This window comes from Streptomyces sp. NPDC088194 (genome assembly GCF_040702025.1).
GTDB lineage: Bacteria > Actinomycetota > Actinomycetes > Streptomycetales > Streptomycetaceae > Actinacidiphila.
This window is the reverse complement of sequence record NZ_JBFBIV010000073.1, coordinates 15,250-35,181: the sequence shown is the minus strand read 5'-3', so window position 1 is coordinate 35,181 and position 19,932 is coordinate 15,250. Positions and strand designations below refer to the sequence as shown.

Below are 19,932 nucleotides of genomic sequence, written 5' to 3'. Positions count from 1 at the left end.
GGCCGCACGCCGGGGACGAGCCGCGCACGCGCAACGACGCCATCCGCCGAGGATGACGTGCGACGCTGGGGACACCACAGACGGGTCATGAGGTAGGGAACGGATGAGCAACGGGGAGAGCGGCGAGGCGCCCGCGCGGGTGCTGATCGTGGACGACGAGCCGGCCGTACGGGAAGCGCTGCGCCGCAGCCTGGCGTTCGAGGGGTACGACACCGCGCTCGCCGCCGACGGACTCGCCGCGCTGGAGCAGGCGGACAGCTACCGCCCCGACGCGATCGTGCTGGACGTGCTGATGCCGCGGATGGACGGCCTGACCACGGCGCGCCGGCTGCGGTCGAGCGGAGTGACCACGCCGATCCTGATGCTCACCGCCCGGGACACCGTCGGCGACCGCGTCACGGGCCTGGACGCCGGCGCCGACGACTACCTCGTCAAGCCCTTCGAACTGGACGAGTTGCTCGCCCGGCTGCGCGCGCTGCTGCGCCGCAGCTCGTACGCGACCCCGCCCGGCCGGACCGACGACGACGCGCACGCGCTCACCTTCGCCGACCTGCGGATGGACACGGCCACCCGCGAGGTCACCCGGGCCGGGCAGCAGGTGGAGTTGACCCGCACCGAGTACACCCTGCTGGAGCTGTTCCTGACCCACCCGCGCCAGGTGCTGACCCGGGAGCAGATCCTCAAGTCGGTGTGGGGCTTCGACTTCGAGCCGTCCTCCAACTCGCTCGACGTGTACGTGATGTACCTGCGCCGCAAGACCGAGGCCGGCGGCATGCCGCGGCTGGTGCACACCGTGCGCGGCGTCGGCTACGTGCTGCGCGCCCCCGACGGCGGGCACGCGTGAACCGCCTTCCCCTGCGTTCCCGGCTCACCATCCTCACGGCGGCCGCGGTGCTCATCGCGGTCGCGCTGGCCGCGCTGGCCTGCTGGCTGATCACGCGGAACGAGCTGAACTCGCAGCTGGACAGGTCCCTCAGCCAGGGCGTGGAGGACGCGACGCAGCAACTCTCGCGCGCCAGCCGTCTCGGTCCCTTCTCCTGCCAGTCCGCGGCGCCCGACAACGGCCAGTACAACATCAACCCGTCGAGCGTGTCCGCCCAGATCGTGCTGCCCGACGGCAAGACCTGCCTGATCACGGGCACCAAGACGTTCGCGACGACGGCGGCCGACCGCAGCATCGCGACCTCGGGACCGCAGCGGGTCTCCGTGACCCACACCGTGCACAGCGACGGCACCGCGCTGCGCGTGTACACCGTGAACACCAACGTGCGGCTGATCCTGCAGGACCAGACACAGCCGGTCGCCTTGTCCGTGGCCCGCCCGCTGAGCGTCGTCACCGATCCGCTCACCACCCTCGCCTGGGTGCTGCTCGCCGTCACCGGGATCGGCGCGGTCGGCGCGGCCAGCGCGGGTCTGCTCATCGCGCAGACCGGGCTGCGGCCCGTGGACACCCTCACCCAGACCGTGGAGCACATCGCGCGGACCGAGGACCTGAACGTCCGCATCCCGGTCGAGGGGCAGGACGAGATCGCCCGGCTGTCCGCGTCGTTCAACTCGATGACGGCCGCGCTGGCGTCGTCCCGGGACCGCCAGCAGCAGCTCATCGCGGACGCGGGGCACGAGCTGCGGACGCCGCTGACCAGCCTGCGGACGAACATCGAGCTGCTGGAGCGCAGCGAGGCGACCGGGCGGGCGATCCCGCCGGAGGACCGCAAGGCGCTGCTGGCGTCGGTGAAGGCGCAGATGACGGAGCTGGCCTCGCTGATCGGGGACCTCCAGGAGCTGTCCCGGCCGGACGCGGGGCCGACGCTCCAGGTGGTGGCGCTGCACGAGGTGACGGAGACGGCGCTGGCCCGGGCCCGGCTGCGCGGCCCGGACCTGAAGATCGTCGCGGACGTGGCGCCGTGGTTCGTCCGCTCGGAGGCGGCCGCGCTGGAGCGGGCGATCGTGAACCTGATGGACAACGCGGTGAAGTTCTCCCCGCCCGGCGGGGAGATCGAGGTGCGGCTGCGCGGCGGGCTGCTGACGGTGCGGGACCACGGCCCGGGCATTCCGGCGGAGGACCTGCCGCACGTGTTCGAGCGGTTCTGGCGCTCGCCGTCGGCGCGGTCGCTGCCGGGCAGCGGCCTGGGGCTGTCGATCGTGGCCCGCACCGCGCAGCAGGCCGGCGGCGAGGTGTCGCTCTCCCCGGCGCCGGGCGGCGGCACGCTGGCGGCGCTACGGCTGCCGGGCGCGCCGACGGCTCCGCCGGACCTCCCGCCCGACACCCAGCCGTCCGACGTCCCGCCCTCCGACTTCCCTCCGCCCGGCGGGAGTTGAGGCACCCGCGGGTCACGGCGCCACCGGATTCCGTCTCACTATTCGGAATACTCTGTCTCACCCTTCGGTGAGCCGACATAGTTGGGTGCACCACCTACCGAGGAGGTGCACCCATGCGTCGCTGGCTGATGCTGGCCCTGGGAACCGCGGCCCAGACGGCCGCCTGCGCGTTCGTCTACGGCATCCCGTACCTCGCCGACACCCTGCGCAAGCAGGAGCACCTGTCGCTGACCGAGGTCGGGCTGCTCGTCGCGGCTCCCACCACCGGTCTCGTGCTCGCCCTGTACCTGTGGGGCGCCGCGGCCGACCGATGGGGCGAGCGGGTGGTGATCGCCTGCGGGCTGGGGCTGGCGGCGGGCGCCCTCGCGCTGGCCGCGTGGGCCGCGCACGGCATGCTCGCCCTCGGACTGCTGCTGGTGCTGGCCGGCGCGGCGGGCGCCTCGGTCTACTCCGCCAGCGGCCGGCTGGTGATGGGCTGGTTCGCCGCGAAGGAACGCGGCCTGGCGATGGGCATCCGGCAGACGTCCACGCCGCTGGGCATGGGCGTGGCCGCGCTGGCGATGCCGCCGCTGTCGGACGCGCACGGCCTGCCCGGCGCGATCGGCTTCCTCGCGGTGGCCTGCGGGGTGATCGCCGTGCTGATCGCGCTGTTCGCCGCCGACCCGGCGCGGACGAGGAAGGCGGCGGCCGCGCCCGCGCCGAACCCGTACCGCGGCTCCAACGTGCTGTGGCGCATCCACGGCTCGGCGGCGCTGCTGGTGATCCCGCAGTTCACCGCGGGGGCGTTCGCGCTGGTGCTGCTGGTCGACGTGCGCGGCTGGTCGTCGGTGCACGCCGGACAGCTCATCGCGGTCGCCCAGGGGCTCGGCGCGGTCTCCCGCATCCTGGTCGGGCGCTGGTCCGACGCAGTCGGCGAGCGGATGCGCCCGATGCGGCAGCTCGCCGCGGTCACCGCCGTCGTGATCGGCGCCACCGCGCTGACCACCGCCTTCCCGTCCCCGCTGACGCCGGTCCTGCTGGTCGTCGCCATCGCGATCTCGGCCAGTACCAACGGGCTGTCCTTCACCTCCACCGCCGAGCGGGCCGGTGCGGCCTGGTCCGGCCGGGCGCTGGGCGTGCACAACACCGGACAGAACCTGACCGCCGCCGTGGTGCCCCCGGCGATGGCCGCGCTGATCTCGGCGACCGCCTACTGGCCGGGCTTCGTCCTGGCCGCCGCGACCGCCTGCGTGTCGGCCGCGATCATCCCGGTACGACCCCAGGTGGCACCGCGGGACGGCACGGAGCCGCGCCGTACGATCACGGCATGAGCGACCGCCGCATCGAGACCCGCACCGATCTGCCCGACGATGCCGCCCGGGCCGTCCTCGACCTGATCGAGGCCGCCGCCGCCGAGGACGGCCAGCCGGCCGTGTCGGAACAGGGCCGGCTGCACATCCGCAAGTCCGGCCGCCCCGGCGTACGGCACCTGCTGCTGTGGACACCGACGCCGCGGCCGGGACCGGACGGCACGACGACCGAGGAGCTGACCGGCTACGGGCAGATCGACGGCACCGACCCGGTGGAGGCGCCGTCCGCCGAGTTCGTGGTGCACCCCCAGCGCCGCTCGCAAGGCCACGGGCAGGCGCTGGCGGCGGAGCTGCTCGCCGCCACCGACCGGCGGCTGCGGGTGTGGGCGCACGGCGGGCACCCCGCCGCCCGGCACCTCGCCCAGCGGCTCGGCATGAAACTCTTCCGCGAGCTGCGGCAGATGCGCCGCCCGCTCGACGCCGAGCCGGCCGGGGTGCCCGAGCCCCGGCTGCCCGACGGCGTCACCGTCCGCACCTTCGTGCCCGGGCAGGACGAGAGCGCCTGGCTCGCGGTCAACGCGGCGGCCTTCGCGCACCACCCCGAGCAGGGCGGTATCACCCGCGCCGACCTCGACGACCGCGTCGCCGAGTCCTGGTTCGACCCGGCCGGGTTCTTCCTCGCCTTCCGCGGCTCCGAGCCGGTCGGCTTCCACTGGACCAAGGTGCACGCGGCCGAGGGGCTGGGCGAGGTCTACGTCGTCGGGGTCGCCCCGGGCGAACAGGGCAGCGGTCTCGGCCGCGCGCTCACCGCGATCGGCTTGCGCCACCTCGCCCTGGATCGCGGCCTCGGCACCGCCATGCTCTACGTCGACGCCGACAACGCGCCCGCCCTCGCCGTCTACGAACGCCTCGGCTTCACCACCCACGAAACCGACCTCATGTACCGAACGGAGAACTAGGGTCCGCCGACCCCCCGGGGTGAGGTGTCCTGTCGGTTCCGGGACCACCTGCCGGTGGGGGGCTTGTCGCGCCGTTCCCCGCGCCCCTGGGTATGCGCGGCTCCTCCGCGAAAGGAACGTCGCTTCTCTCCAGCGGCCCTGGCGCACTTGCTCCGCCGGGTGCTTTGTCGCGCCGGACGACCGATCGGGCTGCTGCTGCGGGGGTCGCCGGAACTTCTGTGGGTGGACTGCTGGGCGCGCAGTTCCCCGCGCCCCTTGTGGGAGGTGCTCGCCGCGGAGAAAGTTCTGGGCACCTCGCGAAGAGCCGCGCATACTCAGGGGCGCGTGGGGGCACCCCGGAGGGTGAGCGCACCCTTGCTGGAAGCACCCCGCTTGCCTGACGGCAATGCTCTCTTTACCGGTCATTCAACCGCGCTTGCGAACATCGCTGGGTGCAGCACGCTGCCCCGCCCCCCACACCCCCGCCCGACCTGCCGAAACCCGCAGGTACACGGGACAATGGAGCGACGGCCGTCGGCCGCCGTACGGGGGCCGCCCATGTGGCGGATGTGCCGGAACCGGAGGAGGGCTCGAAACCCATGGCCCAGACAAACCACCCGAATGTACCCGCGCAGACCGCCCAGGCGGCTCAGACTGCCGGAGGCACGGGCGGGCACGCCGCGAACGGCACCTTCAGCACCCCCGACGGCGCTTTCCGGCCGCGAGTGGTCCCCGATCTCGACCCGGAGCCGCCCGGGCTGGCCGAGGCCGGCGAGGAATTCGGCGAGGAACTCCCGCAGGGCCGTTTCCTGGACCGCGAGCGCAGCTGGCTGGCGTTCAACGAGCGGGTCCTGGAACTCGCCGAGGACCCGTCCACCCCGCTCCTGGAACGCGCGAACTTCCTGGCCATATTCGCGAGCAACCTCGACGAGTTCTTCATGGTCCGGGTGGCCGGCCTGAAGCGCAGGATGGCCACCGGTGTCGCCACCCGCTCCGCGTCCGGCCTCCAGCCGCGCGACGTGCTGGACCTGATCCTGACCCGGTCCCGCGAGCTGATGGCCCGGCACGCCGCCTGCTTCCAGAACGACGTCGGCCCGCAGCTGGCCGACGAGGGCATCCACGTCATCCGCTGGGGCGATCTGACCGGCCAGGAGCAGGCCCGGCTGGCCACGCTCTTCCGCAAGCAGATCTTCCCGGTGCTGACCCCGCTCGCGGTCGACCCGGCGCACCCCTTCCCGTACATCTCCGGCCTGTCGCTGAACCTCGCGGTGGTGGTCCGCAACCCGGTCTCCGGGCACGAGCACTTCGCCCGGGTGAAGGTGCCGCCGATCCTGTCCCGGCTGCTGGAGGCGAGCCCGCAGCGGTACGTCCCGCTGGAGGACGTGATCGCCGCCCACCTCGACGAGCTGTTCCCGGGCATGGAGGTCCTCGACCACCACATGTTCCGCGTCACCCGCAACGAGGACCTGGAGGTCGAGGAGGACGACGCGGAGAACCTGCTCCAGGCCCTGGAGAAGGAGCTGATGCGGCGCCGCTTCGGGCCGCCGGTGCGGCTGGAGGTCGAGGAGTCGATCGCGCCGCGGGTGCTCGACCTGCTCGTCCACGAGCTGAAGATGAAGCACACCGAGGTCTATCCGCTGCCCGGCCCGCTCGACCTGACCGGGCTCTTCGCGATCGCCGCCCTGGACCGCGAGGAGCTGAAGTTCCCGCCCTACGTGGCCGGCACCCACCGCGACCTCGCCGAGGTCGAGTCCGCCTCGCCGCCGGACATCTTCGCCGCGATGCGCGAGCGGGACGTCCTGCTGCACCACCCGTACGACTCGTTCTCCACCTCCGTGCAGTCCTTCCTCGACCAGGCCGCCGCCGACCCCGACGTGCTGGCCATCAAGCAGACGCTCTACCGCACCTCCGGCGACTCGCCGATCGTGGACGCGCTGATCGACGCGGCCGAGGCGGGCAAGCAGGTGCTGGTGCTGGTCGAGATCAAGGCCCGCTTCGACGAGCAGGCCAACATCAAGTGGGCCCGCAAGCTGGAGGAGGCCGGCTGCCACGTCGTCTACGGCCTGGTCGGCCTCAAGACGCACTGCAAGCTGTCGCTGGTGGTCCGCCAGGAAGGCGACACCCTGCGCCGCTACAGCCACGTCGGCACCGGCAACTACCACCCGAAGACCGCCCGGCTCTACGAGGACCTGGGCCTGCTCACCGCCGACCCCAAGGTCGGCGCGGACCTCTCCCACCTGTTCAACCGGCTGTCCGGCTACTCGCGCCGCGAGACGTACAACCGGCTGCTGGTCGCCCCGCGCAGCCTGCGCGACGGGCTGATCCAGCGCATCCTCGCCGAGATCGGCCACCACCGCGCCGGGCGCCCCGCCTACGTGCGGGTGAAGGTGAACTCGATCGTCGACGAGGTGGTGATCGACGCGCTCTACCGCGCCTCGCAGGCCGGCGTGCCGGTCGACATCTGGGTGCGCGGCATCTGCGCGGTCAGACCAGGCGTGGACGGCCTGTCGGAGAACATCCGGGTACGCAGCGTGCTCGGCCGGTTCCTGGAGCACTCCCGGGTGTTCGTCTTCGGCAACGGCGGCGAGCCCGAGGTGTGGCTGGGCAGCGCCGACATGATGCACCGCAACCTCGACCGCCGGATCGAGGCGCTGGTACGGGTCACCGACCCGGGCCACCGCGCCACGCTCAACGGGTTGCTGGAGACCGGGATGTCGGACGCCACGGCGTCCTGGCACCTGGCGGCCGACGGCGACTGGACCCGGCACAGCACCGACTCCGACGGCCGCCCGCTGCGCAACGTCCAGGAAATGCTCATCGACGCCCGGAGGCGCCGGCGTGGCCCGTCAGCAGCAACATAGCGACCTGCTCGCACAGGAGATCCCCGGTCGACCGGGCGACGGCACGGACACGGGGAGCAGCGCGGTGGGCGTCAGCACGGGGGCCGACGGCAGGAGCGCGGGCGAGGCGCTGTCGTCCTATCTGCGCACGCAGGCGACCGCGTTCCTGCGCGGGCTCGGCGTGCGCGGCGACGACGAGGCCGTGGCGGACTCGCTGCTGCGCGGCAGCTCCCGGCGGATCGCCGGCGTGCTGCACACCTACGGCGAGCTGACCGACCCGGCCTGGGCGGAGCCGATGCGGGCCGAGCTGGGCTGGCTGGGCGCCACCCTCGGCCGCGAGCCGCAGTACGCGGTGCGGCTCGGCCGCCTCCTGGACGCCCTGCGCCGGCTGTCCGCCCTCGCCCCGCCCGAGGACCCGCTCCCGCCTCCGCCGCTCCCCCAGGGCGCCTGGCGGGACACCGACCCGGCGACCGGTCCCGGCCCCGCGCCCGGATCGGAGTTCGGCCGGCGTACGGACGCGGCAGCCGGAGCCGCTCTCGGCACGGAGCCGGGCGGGAGCGGCCGGGCCCCGGGGCCGCGGTCGGGCGGAGCCGGCGGCGTCGCGGCGGTCGCCGCGCGCGGCCCGGTTCCCACGCAGGCCGGCGCGCCGCTGGCGGTCGGGGCGGCGCGGGCCGCCGCGCTGCTGGAGCGGCAGCTCACCTTGGCCCGTACCCGGGCGCACTCGGCGACCTTGCAGGCGATGGGCTCGGCCCGCTTCCACGCGCTGGCCGACTCCATCGCGGTGCTCGCCTCCGAGGTGCCGCTGACCGCGCGGGCCGGCCGGCCCGCGGCCGCGGTGCTGCCGCCGCTGGCCGAGCAGGCGCACTCCCGGCTCGCCGAGGCGGCCGGCACGCTGCCGCTGCGCCGGGCCGCGCACCCGTACAACGCCGAGGCGGTGCAGGCCGCGCTCGGCGCCGAACTCACCGCGGACCTCCAGGACGCGCCCTGGCACCAGGTGCGCATCCTGCTGCGGCTGAGCCGGTACGCCGCCGAGGTGCCCGGGGCCGGCGGCCACGGCGACCCGCGGCTGGCCGAGGCCGCGCTCGTCCTCCAGCGGCACCACGAGGCCGCCGAGTCGGCCGCCGCGGTGTCCGCCGCGGCCCGCACCCCCCGGATCGCCCCGGCCACCGCGTACGCGCTGGGGGTGCTGCACGCCGACCAGCGGCATGAGGTGGAGGCCGCCCGCTTCTCGTTCTCCCGGTTGTGGCAGTCGTGAGCACCACGGTCAGGGCGGCCGGCACCGTGCTGTGGCGACGCGCCGCGGACGGCGGCGGGATCGAGGTCGCGCTCATCCACCGGCCGCGGTACGACGACTGGAGCCTGCCCAAGGGCAAGTTGAAGCGGGGCGAGGACCACGCGGCGGCCGCGGTGCGCGAGACCCGGGAGGAGACCGGCGTGGAGTGCGTGCTCGGCACGCCGCTGCCGGCCGCGCACTACTGGACCGCCGGGCGTCCCAAGGAGGTCAGGTACTGGGCCGCCGAGGCACCCTCCGGGCCCGCCGCGCCGCCCTTCTCGCCCAACGACGAGGTCGACCGGGTGGCCTGGCTCGCCCCGGAGGCGGCCCGGCGCCGGCTCACCCACGACCGGGACCGCGAGCTGATCACCGCGCTGCTGGGCGCCCTGGCGGACTGACCGGCCGCGCGGCCCCGTGGCGCGGTCCCGCCGTAGCGCCGTCGCGCGCCCGTCGCCGTAGCGCCCTCGCGCGCCCTGTCGCGCCTTAGCGCCTGTCGCGCCCGCCCCGCACCGTCGGCGCGCCCCCGTCGCCCGGTCCTCGCCGTGCCCTCCGGCCGGTGCCCGCGGGCATCCGTGCGCCGGGCCCATGCCCAGGTCACGCGCTCCTCGCGCACCCCACCCGGCTCATCCGAGCAGCCTCCCCGCGCCGGGCCACCACACCGACGGATGAGGTTCACCTCGCGTTCACTCTCCCCCGTTGGCCGCTTCATCTGATCTGCCTAATTTCGGCCTTACCGGTGAGCAGCAAGGCGCCGGGTGGATGCAGATCACCAAACCCTCTGCTTCGCCGTCCACCGGCGGGCTTTTGGAAGGAACACACGAAGGTGAAGCTTCAGCGTAAGAGCGGACTGCGGGCCTTGACCGTCGGCGCGGTCGCGATTACCGGCGCGCTGGTCCTGACCGCCTGCGGTTCGGACAACAACGACAGCAGTGACAACAGCTCGTCGGCGCCCAGCGGTTCGGCCAGCTCGTCGACGAACGCGTCGTCGATCTCCTGCGCCAAGGGACAGATCCTGTCCTCCGGCTCCACCGCTCAGCAGAACGCGATGGAAGCCTGGGTGAAGAACTACCAGCAGGCGTGCTCCGGCGCGACGATCAACTACAAGCCGTCGTCGTCCGGCCAGGGCATCATCGACTTCAACCAGGGCACGGACGCCTTCGCCGGTTCCGACTCCCCGCTCGCCCCCGACGAGATCACCTCCTCCAAGAAGGTGTGCACCGGCGGCGAGGGCATCAGCATCCCGATGGTCGGCGGCCCGATCGCGATCGGCTACAACCTGCCCGGCGTGAACGACCTGGTGCTGGACGCCCCCACCCTGGCGAAGATCTTCAACAGCAAGATCACCAAGTGGAACGACCCGGCGATCAAGAAGCTCAACCCGAGCGCCAGCCTGCCGAGCACCAAGATCCAGAGCTTCCACCGCCAGGACGACTCCGGCACCACCGACAACCTCACCAAGTACCTCGGTGGCGCGGCCAAGGCCGACTGGCCGTACCCGCACGCCAAGGCGTGGGCGGGTCACGGCGGCCAGGCCGTCGCCCAGTCCTCCGGTGTGGCCTCGCAGGTCAAGCAGACCGAGGGCGCGATCGGTTACTTCGAGCTGTCCTACGCGACCGCCGACCAGATCCCGACCGTCAAGATCGCCACCGGCGCCTCGCAGCCGGTCGAGGCCAGCAGCGCCAACGCCTCCGCGGGCATCGCGCAGGCCAAGGTCGTCGGCACCGGCTCCGACCTGGCGCTCGACCTGAGCGCCGCGTACATCACCAAGGCGGACAACGCCTACCCGATCGTCCTGGTGACGTACGAGATCGCCTGCGACAAGGGCAACAAGTCCGACACCCTGCCGCTGACGAAGTCCTTCCTGAACTACATCGCGAGCGCCGACGGCCAGGGCCAGCTGTCCAGCGCCGGCTACGCCCCGCTGCCCGACGCGATCGCCACGAAGGTCCGCTCCGCCGTCACCGCTCTCTCCTGACCCACGCGGCGGGCCCCGCGGTCGACACGACCACCGCGGGGCCCGCCGTACATCCGGTGCACCGCCGCCGGGGGAGCAGTCCTCCCCCACCCCAGACCGGAGTTCCCCATGACAACCACCGCACCACCCCCCACCGCCCCGCCGCCGCCCCAGGCGAAGACGGTCACCCGCCCGGGCGACCGGATCTTCGCCGGACTCTCCCGCGGCTCGGGCATCTTCGTCCTCGTGATCATGGGCGCCATCGCGCTCTTCCTGACCGTCCGCGCGGTCAGCGCCATCTCCAAGGACCACGCGAACTTCTTCACCACCTTCGAGTGGAACGCCGCCCTGACCCCGCCGAAGTTCGGCATCGCCGTCCTCGCCTACGGCACCGTGGTCAGCGCCGTGATCGCGATGGCCATCGCCGTGCCCATCGCGGTCGGCATCGCGCTGTTCATCACGCACTACGCGCCGCGCCGGCTCGGCGACGTGATCGCGTACGTCATCGACCTGCTCGCCGCGGTGCCCAGCATCATCTACGGCCTGTGGGGCGCGCTCTTCCTGGTGCCGCACCTGCGCGGCCTCAACCTCTGGCTCAACGACTACCTGGGCTGGACGGTCCTCTTCCACAAGGACGACCCGAACTCCACCCCGCGCTCGCTGTTCACGGTGGGCATCCTGCTGGCGATCATGATCCTGCCGATCATCACCAACGTCAGCCGCGAGGTGATCCGGCAGGTGCCGAAGATGCACGAGGAGGCGGCGCTCGCGCTCGGCGCGACCCGCTGGGAGGTCATCCGCATGTCGGTGCTCCCCTTCGCCCGCTCCGGCATCATCTCCGCCTCGATGCTGGGCCTGGGCCGCGCGCTCGGCGAGACCATGGCGGTGGCCACCGTGCTGTCCGCCTCGCCGACCCTGAGCGCGCACCTGCTGGACCCGGCCGGCGGCACCTTCTCGCAGAACATCGTCGCCAAGTTCGGTGAGGCCACCCAGTACGGCCGGGACGCCCTGATCGCGTCCGGCCTGGTGCTCTTCGTCATCACGCTGCTGGTCAACGGAGCCGCCCGGCTGATCATCGCCCGGCGCAAGGAGTACTCGGGGGCCAACGCATGACCGAGACCGCTGTCGACGCGACGCCGTCCCCCGCCCTCCCCGCCTCCCCGCGGCTGGCGACCCGGCGGCTGCCGCGCTGGACACCGCCGGCGATCGCGCTCGGCGCGATCGTGGTGGCCGTCGCCATCGGCGCCGGCGCGGGCCTGCACAGCCACATCCAGTGGGGCCTGATCGCGCTGCTGCTCTTCGTCGCCGGGTCGTACGTGATCACCGCCCAGGTCGAGGGCCGTCGCCAGGCCAAGGACCGGGTGGCCACCAGCCTGGTCTGGTCCGCGTTCATCCTGGCCGTCCTGCCGCTGTACTCGCTGATCGAGACCACGATCAAGCAGGGTGCCGGCGTGATCGACGGCACCTTCCTGACCCACTCGATGAAGAACGTGCTCACCATCGAGCCCGGCGGCGGCATCTACCACGCCATCATCGGCACCGTGGAGCAGGTCGCGATCTCCGCCGCCATCGCCACCCCGATCGGCATCCTCACCGCGGTCTACCTGGTCGAGTACGGCCGGGGCTGGCTCGCCAAGGTGGTCACCTTCTTCGTCGACGTGATGACCGGCATCCCCTCGATCGTGGCGGGCCTGTTCATCCTGTCGCTGTGGTTCGTGGCCTTCGACAAGGCGCCGCAGTCCGGCTTCGCCGGCTCGCTGGCACTGGCGATCCTGATGACGCCGATCGTGGTCCGCTCCACCGAGGAGATGCTCAAGCTCGTGCCGAACGAGCTGCGCGAGGCGTCCTTCGCCCTGGGCGTGCCGAAGTGGCGGACCATCACCAAGGTGGTCGTCCCCACCGCCATCGGCGGCATCACCACCGGCGTGATGCTGGCGCTGGCCCGGATCGCCGGCGAGAGCGCCCCGGTCGCCCTGCTGATCTACGGCGCCCAGTACATCAACAACAACCCCTTCAAGGGCCCGCAGGAATCGCTGCCGTTCTACATCTACCAGCAGTACGTGAACGGCAACCCGGCGAGCTACGCCCGTGCTTGGGGCGCGGCCCTGGTCCTGATCGGCTTCGTGATGATCCTGAACCTCGTGGCCCGGCTCATCGCGCGCTGGAAGGCGCCGCAGCACTCAGGTCGCTGACGCGGCCATCAGCAGACCTAGAGAAATGAAGTGATCCCCACCATGGCCAAACGCATCGACGTCAGCGGCCTGTCCGCCTACTACGGCAGCCACAAGGCCATCGACGACATCTCGATGACCGTCGAGCCCGGCTCCGTGACCGCCTTCATCGGCCCGTCCGGCTGCGGCAAGTCCACCTTCCTGCGCACCTTGAACCGCATGCACGAGGTCACCCCCGGCGGCCGCGTCGAGGGCAAGGTGATGCTGGACGACGAGAACCTGTACGCCGGCGGCGTGGACCCGGTGACGGTGCGGCGCACCGTCGGCATGGTCTTCCAGCGCCCGAACCCGTTCCCCACCATGTCGATCTACGACAACGTGGCGGCCGGCCTGCGGCTCAACGGCGTCCGCAAGAAGGGCGAGCTCGACACCATCGTCGAGAAGTCCCTCAAGGGCGCCAACCTCTGGAACGAGGTCAAGGACCGGCTGAACAAGCCCGGCTCCGGGCTCTCCGGCGGCCAGCAGCAGCGGCTGTGCATCGCCCGCGCCATCGCGGTCGAGCCGCAGGTGCTGCTGATGGACGAGCCGTGCTCCGCGCTCGACCCGATCTCCACCCTCGCCATCGAGGACCTGGTCGGGGAGCTGAAGGAACGCTTCACCATCGTGATCGTCACCCACAACATGCAGCAGGCCGCGCGGGTGTCGGACCGTACCGCGTTCTTCAACCTGGCCGCCGTCGGGCAGCCCGGCAAGCTGATCGAGATCGACGAGACCCAGCGGATCTTCTCCAACCCGTCGGTCCAGGCGACCGAGGACTACATTTCCGGCCGCTTCGGCTGATCCCAGACCGCCGTGCGGTGCTGCATGGCGGTGCCACCGCAGGGCGCGCGGGCCCCGGTTCCCCTTGCGGGGGCCGGGGCCCTTCGCATGACCGTTCAGCGAGGCCGTTCGCCAGGTGGCCGGCCGGCGGAGCAGCCGGCCGGGGGTCAGCCGAAGACCAGCCGGACCAGGTAGAAGCAGACGGCGGCGACGACCGCCGCGGCCGGCATCGTGATGAACCAGCCGCCGACGATGTTCTTCGCCACGCCCCAGCGGACCGCCTTGACCCGCTTGGTCGCCCCCACGCCCATGATCGCCGAGGTGATGACGTGCGTGGTGGAGACCGGCGCCGCGAAGACGTACGAGGTGGTGTAGAGGATCGCCGCGGAGGTGGTCTCGGCGGCGAAGCCCTGCGGCGGGTCGAGGTCGATGATCCGGCGGCCGAGGGTCCGCATGATCCGCCAGCCGCCCGCGTAGGTGCCCAGCGACATCATCGCCGCGCAGATCAGCTTCACCCAGATCGGGATGCCGAATCCGCGGCTCGGGTCGTGGATCACCAGCGCCAGCACCACCACACCCATCGTCTTCTGGGCATCCTGCAGACCGTGGCCGAGCGCCATCGCGGCCGCCGAGACGGTCTGCGCCATCCGGAAGCCGCGCTTGGCCTTGTGCGGGTTGGAACGGCGGAAGAACCACAGGATCGCCATCATCACCAGGTAGCCCACGAGCAGGCCGACCACCGGCGAGAGGAACATCGGCACGATGACCTTGTCGACCACGCCGTTCCAGTGCACCTGGGTGCCGCCGGCGAGCGCCGCGCCGACCAGACCGCCGAACAGCGCGTGGCTTGAACTCGACGGCAGCCCGAAGTACCAGGTGACCAGGTTCCATACAATGGCTCCGGCGAGCGCGGCGAACAGGATGGCCATCCCGTTGCGGCCGTGCGGCGTGGCGATCAGGCCCTTGCTCACGGTGGAGGCCACCTTGGAGCCGAGGAAGGCGCCGAGCAGGTTCATCACCGCGGCCATCGCCAGCGCCGCCTTGGGGGTCAGCGCGCGGGTGGAGACCGAGGTGGCGATGGCGTTCGCCGAGTCGTGGAAGCCGTTGGTGTACGTGAAGAAGAGCGCGACCCCGATGGTCACGATCAGAACGAAGGTGTCCACGAAGGTCAGGACTCCTTGACCGCGATGGTCTCCACCGTGTTGGCGACGTGCTCGAACGCGTCGGCCGCCTCTTCCAGCACGTCGACGATCTGCTTGAGCTTGAGCACCTCGATCGCGTCGTACTTGCCGTTGAACAGGTGCGCGAGCAGCTTGCGGTGGATCTGGTCGGCCTGGTTCTCCAGCCGGTTGACCTCGATCCAGTACTCGGTCAGGTTCGACATGGTGCGCAGGTTGGGCATCGCCTCGGCGGTCAGCTCGGCGGCTCTGGCCAGCACCTCGATCTGCTGCTCGACGCCCTTGGGCAGCTCCTCGACCTGGTAGAGGACGACCAGGTCGACGGCCTCCTCCATGAAGTCCATGATGTCGTCCAGCGAACCGGCGAGGGTGTAGATGTCCTCCCGGTCGAACGGCGTGATGAAGGAGGAGTTGAGCTGGTGGAAGATCGCGTGGGTCGCGTCGTCCCCGGCGTGCTCGGCCGCCCTCATGCGTTCTGCGATCTCGGTCCGGGTCGGCGAATCGGCCCCGAGCAGTTCCATCAGAAGCTTCGAACCGGTGACGATGTTGTCCGCGGATGCGGCGAACATGTCATAGAAGCTCGTCTCCCTGGGGGTCAGACGAAAGCGCACGTGAGGTCCTCGGGGTGCATGAGTTTCGGTCTCGTTGATGCTAGGTGCATCATCCGGCCGCGGCTAACCGGCGTCCACCAGTGTCGCCCATCGGACGAAGTCCCCCTGACAGGGGATGCCTCGCACAGGGTATCGATTCGGTAAGCTATACCCATCGGGGGTATAACGGGACAGAAGGGCGGGCATGCGGATGGCCACGGAAGGCGTCGCCGGGGAGATTGTGAAGCCGCACGGGCCGCATGGCTACAGCCATGACAAAGAGTCCCATCTGAAACGGCTGCGCAGGATCGAGGGTCAGCTGCGCGGACTGCAGCGGATGGTCGAGGAGGACGTGTACTGCATCGACATCCTCACCCAGGTCTCGGCGAGCACCAAGGGGCTTCAGTCCTTCGCGCTCCAGCTGCTGGAGGAGCACCTGCGGCACTGCGTGGCCGCGGCCGCGGTCGGCGGCGGCCCGGAGATCGACGAGAAGGTCGCCGAGGCGACGGCGGCGATAGCGCGACTGCTGCGCACGTAGTCGCGGCGCGGGCGGGGTCGCGGCGCGGGCGCGGTGCCGGGTGGCGGCAGGGCGCGGCGCGGGCGGAGGCGGGGTCACGCGCGGGCGGGGGTAGGGGTGGGCTAGTTCGCCTGGGCCAGCGGGACCCGGGCGACCTCCAGCACCTCGTCGATCCGGTCGAAGCTCAACCGCTCCTCGACGGCGGCGGAAGCGGCGATCATCAGCTCGCCGCACAGATCGATCTCGGCCAGCGCCACTGGATCGTCCTGCACCGATGTCATGGGCGACGGCGCCATACCCGCACCACCTCCTCTACGCATCCCCGTACGCCTGCGAACGGCCGTCATCAAGCGTAGGGACCATACGTGACCCGGCGCATGGCACGGATGGACCATTTCCAGTAGGCCCGATCCGGCGGTGCCCCGGTCTACGGCTGGGCAGAAACGATCTTGCCGGTCCAGATGTCGGTACCGCCTGGCGTGGTCACCGCGACCGGGGTGCCGAACGCGTCGTAGGTCGTGGTGGAGACAACTGTCACATCCTGGCCGGCGGCCCCGGTGCTTTTCGGGGTGCCGGTGCCCTTGGCGCCCCCGGCGGTGCCCTTGCGGTCGGCGCTCTTGCCGTCGGCCGTGGTGCTCATCGTGAACCGCTCGGTGAGCTTGCGCAGCCGCCCCTGCGCGTCCAGCCACGCGTCGAACGGCACCCGGGTCACCGTGAAGCCCGCCGCCGCGGCGCTCAGCGGGCCGCGCACCGCGGGCGAGGCGATCCGGGCGGCCCTCGCGATGTCGGTGGTGCCCCGGAAGTGCCGCACCTGGACGCCTTGCAGCTGCTCGGTGCCGGAGTACGTCACGTCCTCGGCGCCGCGCAGCAGTTCGGCGGCGGCCAGCGGCTCGGTGGCGCCGCCGGTGACCAGGTTCCCGTCGGGGAGGCGGGTGGTGTCCACCCGGACCCACTTGCCGGCGGGGACGCCCGCGCCGCGGTTCTTCATGTAGAGGGCGCCGGGCGTCATCAGTTCGGTGATCGGCTTGTGCTCCTCCTTGCCGACCGCGTCCTTGGGCAGCAGCACCACCACCTCGCCCCGCTGCTCGGCGTAGTCGAAGCCGCCGGTGCCGGTGATGGTGACCCAGGTGCCGCCGCTGGCCATCCGCATCGCGGTGACCACCTTCGAGCTGCCCGCTTTGACCAGGGTGTCGGCGGCGTTGGTGACGGCGCGGGTCTGGGCCGCGTCCGCGGGGGTCGAGCCCGCGGAGGTGCCCGCGGCCGGGCCGCCGCAGCCCGATGCCAGTGCGGCCGCGCACACCAGCGCGGCGGCCGCGGCCGCGGACTTCCGCGGTGTCGCGCGGCCGCGGTGCCCGTTCTGCCCGAGCTGCCCGTCCTGCCCGCGGTCCGGGCGGTGGGCGTCCGTCGGCCCGCCGTCTGCTGTCGCACTCGTCGTGCCCGCCTCTGGGGTCACCGTTGCCACCATCGCCCGTCCATCCCTGCACCCGCCCTACCGGCTGGGTCTCACCGGGATAACGACGGTCTTGAGCGGGCCGTCACGCCCGTTACGGTGGAGTCGTGTCCGATGTCGGAACAACGGGGTGTGCCTCCGGCGGTGATGGCCGTCATGACGTGGCCGTCGTCGAACGGGGTGCCTTCGCGGTGGCGCGGTGCTCGTGCGGGTGGAAGGGGCCGGCTCGCCGGGCGCGGGACCGTGCTCGCCGCGACGCGGAAGACCACCCAAACTGAGGGCGCCCCTGTCCGCCCGCCCTGCCCCGTCCGAACGGTCCCCGGACCCCCGCCGGCGGCCCCTTACGCGCGCAGTTCCCCGCGCCCCCGGACTTGTGCGGCTCCACCGCGCTTACCCCCCGCCCGGGGGTGCCTCGTCCGGACGGTCCCCGGACCCCCCGCCGGTGGCCACTTGCGCGCGCAGTTCCCCGCGCCCCTGAATTTGTGCGGCTCCACCGCGCTTACCCCCGCCCGGGGGTGCCTTGTCCGGACGGTCCCCGGACCCCCCGCCAGCGGCCACTTGCGCGCGCAGTTCCCCGCGCCCCCGGCTTCGCCGGGAGGTACGCCCAAGTGCCCCTGATGGGGTTGCTCGCCGTTGCCGGCTTTCCGTACCCGCTACGGGCTGGTGCGCTGCGGAGCAGGCGCACATACTCAGGGGCGCTGGGGGTACCTCCCAGGCGAAGCTCTGGGGGAGGAACTGCGCGACCAGCCACCCTCCGTGGCGCGCCGGGCCCACCGGCCGGGCCCCCGCGGCGGGTTCGGTGGGGCCACCGGCACATGGGGGCCGCCCAGCAAGTGATCGCAACCGGCAGAGGTGATGCGGCGTCTTGGGTTTCTGAAGGTGCGGGTGTGGCGGAACGCACCCGCCTCCAGGCCCGGGTTCGGGCCACACGCGTGGATGCGACGGTGGAACGCATGGGCCGGGGAGAAAACCGGAGCCGGATTGTCGGCAAAAGCCCCCGCAGGGTAAAGCGGCGGACCGCGCTGAAGGCGGGCGGCGGGGTGCTGGCCGCGACGGCGCTGAGCGGGTGCGGCGACGGCGACGGCGGCGGGGACGACGCGAAAGCGCCCGCGCCCGCCTCGGGTTCGGGGACGCCCTCGTCCGCGAAGCCGACCGCGTCGGGCACCCCGTCACCGGTGAAGCCGGACTGGCCGGCGCTGGCGAGGTCGCTGGACGGGTCGCTGGTGCGCCCGCAGGACAGCGGGTACGACGTGGACCGCCGCCTCTACAACACCCGTTTCGACTCGCTCCGGCCGGCCGCGCTCGCGTATGTCACCGGCGCCGACGACATCCGCACCTGCCTGGAGTTCGCCCGCCGTACCGGGATCACGCCCGTCGTCCGCAGCGGCGGCCACTCGTACGCGGGCTGGTCCAGCGGCACCGGCCGGCTGATCGTGGACGTCTCGAAGCTCGACTCGATCCGGGTGAACGGCACGACCGCCACGATCGGCGCGGGCGCCAAACTCATCGACGTCTACAACACCCTTGCGCGGTACGGCCGGACGATCCCGGGCGGGTCGTGCCCGTCGGTGGGCGTCTCGGGGCTCACGCTCGGCGGCGGTCATGGCGTGATGAGCCGTTCGATGGGGCTGACCTGCGACAACCTCATCGGCGCGACGCTGATCACCGCGGACGGCCGCAGCCACGCGGTGTCCGCCGACGCCGAGCCGGACGTCTTCTGGGCGCTGCGCGGCGCGGGCAACGGCAACTTCGGTGTGGTGACGTCCCTGACGTTCGCCACCCACCCGGTGCCGGCCGTGGTCACCGGCTATCTGACCTGGCCGTGGAGCCGCGCCGCCGACCTGGTCGGCGGCTGGCAGAGCTGGGGTCCCGACCTGCCCGACCACATCTGGTCCGCGCTCGACCTGAACTGCACGGTCGGCCAGAGCCCCACCGTCTCGGTCGCGATGACCTCCACCGGTTCGCGCGACGACCTCGCCGCTGCCGCGGACCGGCTGGCCACCGCGGTCGGCGCCCCCGCCACCTCGGTGTCCCTGCGCCCGCACACCTACGTCGACGCGATGTTCTCCTACGCCGGCTGCGAGGGCCGCAGCGCCGCCCAGTGCCATCTCGCCCCGGTCGGCAGCCTGGAGCGGGACACGTACACCGCGCGCTCCGACTTCTACGACGTGAACCTGCCGGCCGGCGGCGTCGAGGCGCTGATCGGCCGGTTGCAGCAGCTCGCCGGCCAGTCCGGCGGCGGCGCCGGCAGCATCGCCCTCACCGCGCTGGGCGGCGCGGTCAACCGCCCCTCCGCCACGGCCACCGCCTTCTCCCACCGCGGCTCGCGCTTCCTGGCGCAGTACCTCGCCTCCCACGAACTGTCCGCCACCTCATGGCTGGACGACACCCACACGGCCCTGCGCCGCTACGCGTCCGGCGCCGCCTACCAGAACTACACCGACCCGTCGCTGACCGACTGGCGCACCGCGTACTACGGACCGAACGCCGACCGGCTGACCGCCCTGAAGAAGCAGCTCGACCCGAACCGCCTCTTCGACTTCCCGCAGGCGCTGTAGCCGCCGGCCCCGAACGGCCGACCCCGGCGCCGCACG

At 72.2% G+C, this 19,932-nt stretch carries 17 protein-coding genes; 13 read left to right on the top strand and 4 right to left on the bottom strand.

The window, feature by feature from the left end; translation table 11 throughout:
• Positions 1–103: 103 nt before the first annotated feature.
• The 11 genes from AB0399_RS30485 (at position 104) to pstB (ending at position 13,624) form a co-directional block, all read left to right on the top strand.
• Positions 104–844 (top strand): response regulator transcription factor, encoded by a 741-nt coding sequence (locus tag AB0399_RS30485; protein ID WP_328467488.1) that lies wholly within the window; start codon positions 104–106, stop codon positions 842–844.
• Positions 841–2,319 (top strand): HAMP domain-containing sensor histidine kinase, encoded by a 1,479-nt coding sequence (locus AB0399_RS30480; protein ID WP_366413539.1) that lies wholly within the window; start codon positions 841–843, stop codon positions 2,317–2,319. Before AB0399_RS30485 ends, AB0399_RS30480 begins: the two co-directional genes overlap by 4 nt.
• 113 nt (positions 2,320–2,432) lie before the next feature.
• The gene (locus AB0399_RS30475; protein WP_329366268.1) at positions 2,433–3,629 is read left to right on the top strand and encodes an MFS transporter; all 1,197 of its coding nucleotides are present in this window, start codon (positions 2,433–2,435) and stop codon (positions 3,627–3,629) included.
• Entirely contained in the window at positions 3,626–4,567 is a 942-nt protein-coding gene (gene mshD / locus AB0399_RS30470) for a mycothiol synthase (protein ID WP_366413538.1), read from the top strand. Before AB0399_RS30475 ends, mshD begins: the two co-directional genes overlap by 4 nt.
• Before the next feature lie 578 nt (positions 4,568–5,145).
• The gene (locus AB0399_RS30465; protein WP_366413537.1) at positions 5,146–7,407 is read left to right on the top strand and encodes an RNA degradosome polyphosphate kinase; all 2,262 of its coding nucleotides are present in this window, start codon (positions 5,146–5,148) and stop codon (positions 7,405–7,407) included.
• Complete coding sequence (locus AB0399_RS30460) at positions 7,385–8,641, top strand: CHAD domain-containing protein (RefSeq protein ID WP_366413536.1); 1,257 nt, start codon at positions 7,385–7,387, stop codon at positions 8,639–8,641. Before AB0399_RS30465 ends, AB0399_RS30460 begins: the two co-directional genes overlap by 23 nt.
• The gene (locus tag AB0399_RS30455) at positions 8,638–9,057 is read left to right on the top strand and encodes an NUDIX hydrolase (RefSeq protein WP_366413535.1); all 420 of its coding nucleotides are present in this window, start codon (positions 8,638–8,640) and stop codon (positions 9,055–9,057) included. Before AB0399_RS30460 ends, AB0399_RS30455 begins: the two co-directional genes overlap by 4 nt.
• A gap of 425 nt (positions 9,058–9,482) precedes the next feature.
• Positions 9,483–10,634 carry a phosphate ABC transporter substrate-binding protein PstS gene (pstS, locus tag AB0399_RS30450; RefSeq protein ID WP_366413534.1) on the top strand — a complete coding sequence of 384 codons (1,152 nt, stop codon included), beginning with the start codon at positions 9,483–9,485 and terminating at the stop codon, positions 10,632–10,634.
• A 108-nt stretch (positions 10,635–10,742) separates the two neighbouring features.
• Positions 10,743–11,726 (top strand): phosphate ABC transporter permease subunit PstC, encoded by a 984-nt coding sequence (gene pstC, locus AB0399_RS30445; RefSeq protein WP_329366280.1) that lies wholly within the window; start codon positions 10,743–10,745, stop codon positions 11,724–11,726.
• Positions 11,723–12,805: a phosphate ABC transporter permease PstA gene (gene pstA, locus AB0399_RS30440; protein WP_329366282.1), complete on the top strand. Its 1,083-nt coding sequence runs from the start codon at positions 11,723–11,725 to the stop codon at positions 12,803–12,805. The genes pstC and pstA overlap by 4 nt, the downstream gene beginning before the upstream one ends.
• A gap of 42 nt (positions 12,806–12,847) precedes the next feature.
• Positions 12,848–13,624, top strand: coding sequence for a phosphate ABC transporter ATP-binding protein PstB (gene pstB, locus AB0399_RS30435; protein ID WP_329366283.1), 777 nt, complete (start codon positions 12,848–12,850; stop codon positions 13,622–13,624).
• 146 nt (positions 13,625–13,770) lie between these two features.
• On the opposite strand, the gene AB0399_RS30430 is transcribed toward pstB, so the two are convergent.
• Both AB0399_RS30430 and AB0399_RS30425 read right to left on the bottom strand, forming a co-directional pair.
• A complete protein-coding gene (locus AB0399_RS30430) occupies positions 13,771–14,766 on the bottom strand; it encodes an inorganic phosphate transporter (RefSeq protein WP_329366285.1) in 996 nt (331 codons plus the stop codon).
• 5 nt (positions 14,767–14,771) lie between these two features.
• Complete coding sequence (locus tag AB0399_RS30425) at positions 14,772–15,392, bottom strand: DUF47 family protein (protein WP_329366287.1); 621 nt, start codon at positions 15,390–15,392, stop codon at positions 14,772–14,774.
• A gap of 184 nt (positions 15,393–15,576) precedes the next feature.
• On the opposite strand from AB0399_RS30425, the gene AB0399_RS30420 reads away from it, so the two are divergent.
• The gene (locus tag AB0399_RS30420) at positions 15,577–15,909 is read left to right on the top strand and encodes a metal-sensitive transcriptional regulator (RefSeq protein WP_329366290.1); all 333 of its coding nucleotides are present in this window, start codon (positions 15,577–15,579) and stop codon (positions 15,907–15,909) included.
• 101 nt (positions 15,910–16,010) lie between these two features.
• Here AB0399_RS30420 and AB0399_RS30415 read toward each other — a convergent pair whose 3' ends face one another.
• The gene (locus tag AB0399_RS30415) at positions 16,011–16,169 is read right to left on the bottom strand and encodes a hypothetical protein (RefSeq protein ID WP_328474908.1); all 159 of its coding nucleotides are present in this window, start codon (positions 16,167–16,169) and stop codon (positions 16,011–16,013) included.
• 146 nt (positions 16,170–16,315) lie between these two features.
• Positions 16,316–17,341, bottom strand: coding sequence for a hypothetical protein (locus tag AB0399_RS30410; RefSeq protein ID WP_366413533.1), 1,026 nt, complete (start codon positions 17,339–17,341; stop codon positions 16,316–16,318).
• A 950-nt stretch (positions 17,342–18,291) separates the two neighbouring features.
• Between AB0399_RS30410 and AB0399_RS30405 the strand changes: the two genes are divergently transcribed.
• Complete coding sequence (locus AB0399_RS30405) at positions 18,292–19,896, top strand: FAD-binding oxidoreductase (RefSeq protein WP_366413532.1); 1,605 nt, start codon at positions 18,292–18,294, stop codon at positions 19,894–19,896.
• Positions 19,897–19,932 lie beyond the last annotated feature (36 nt).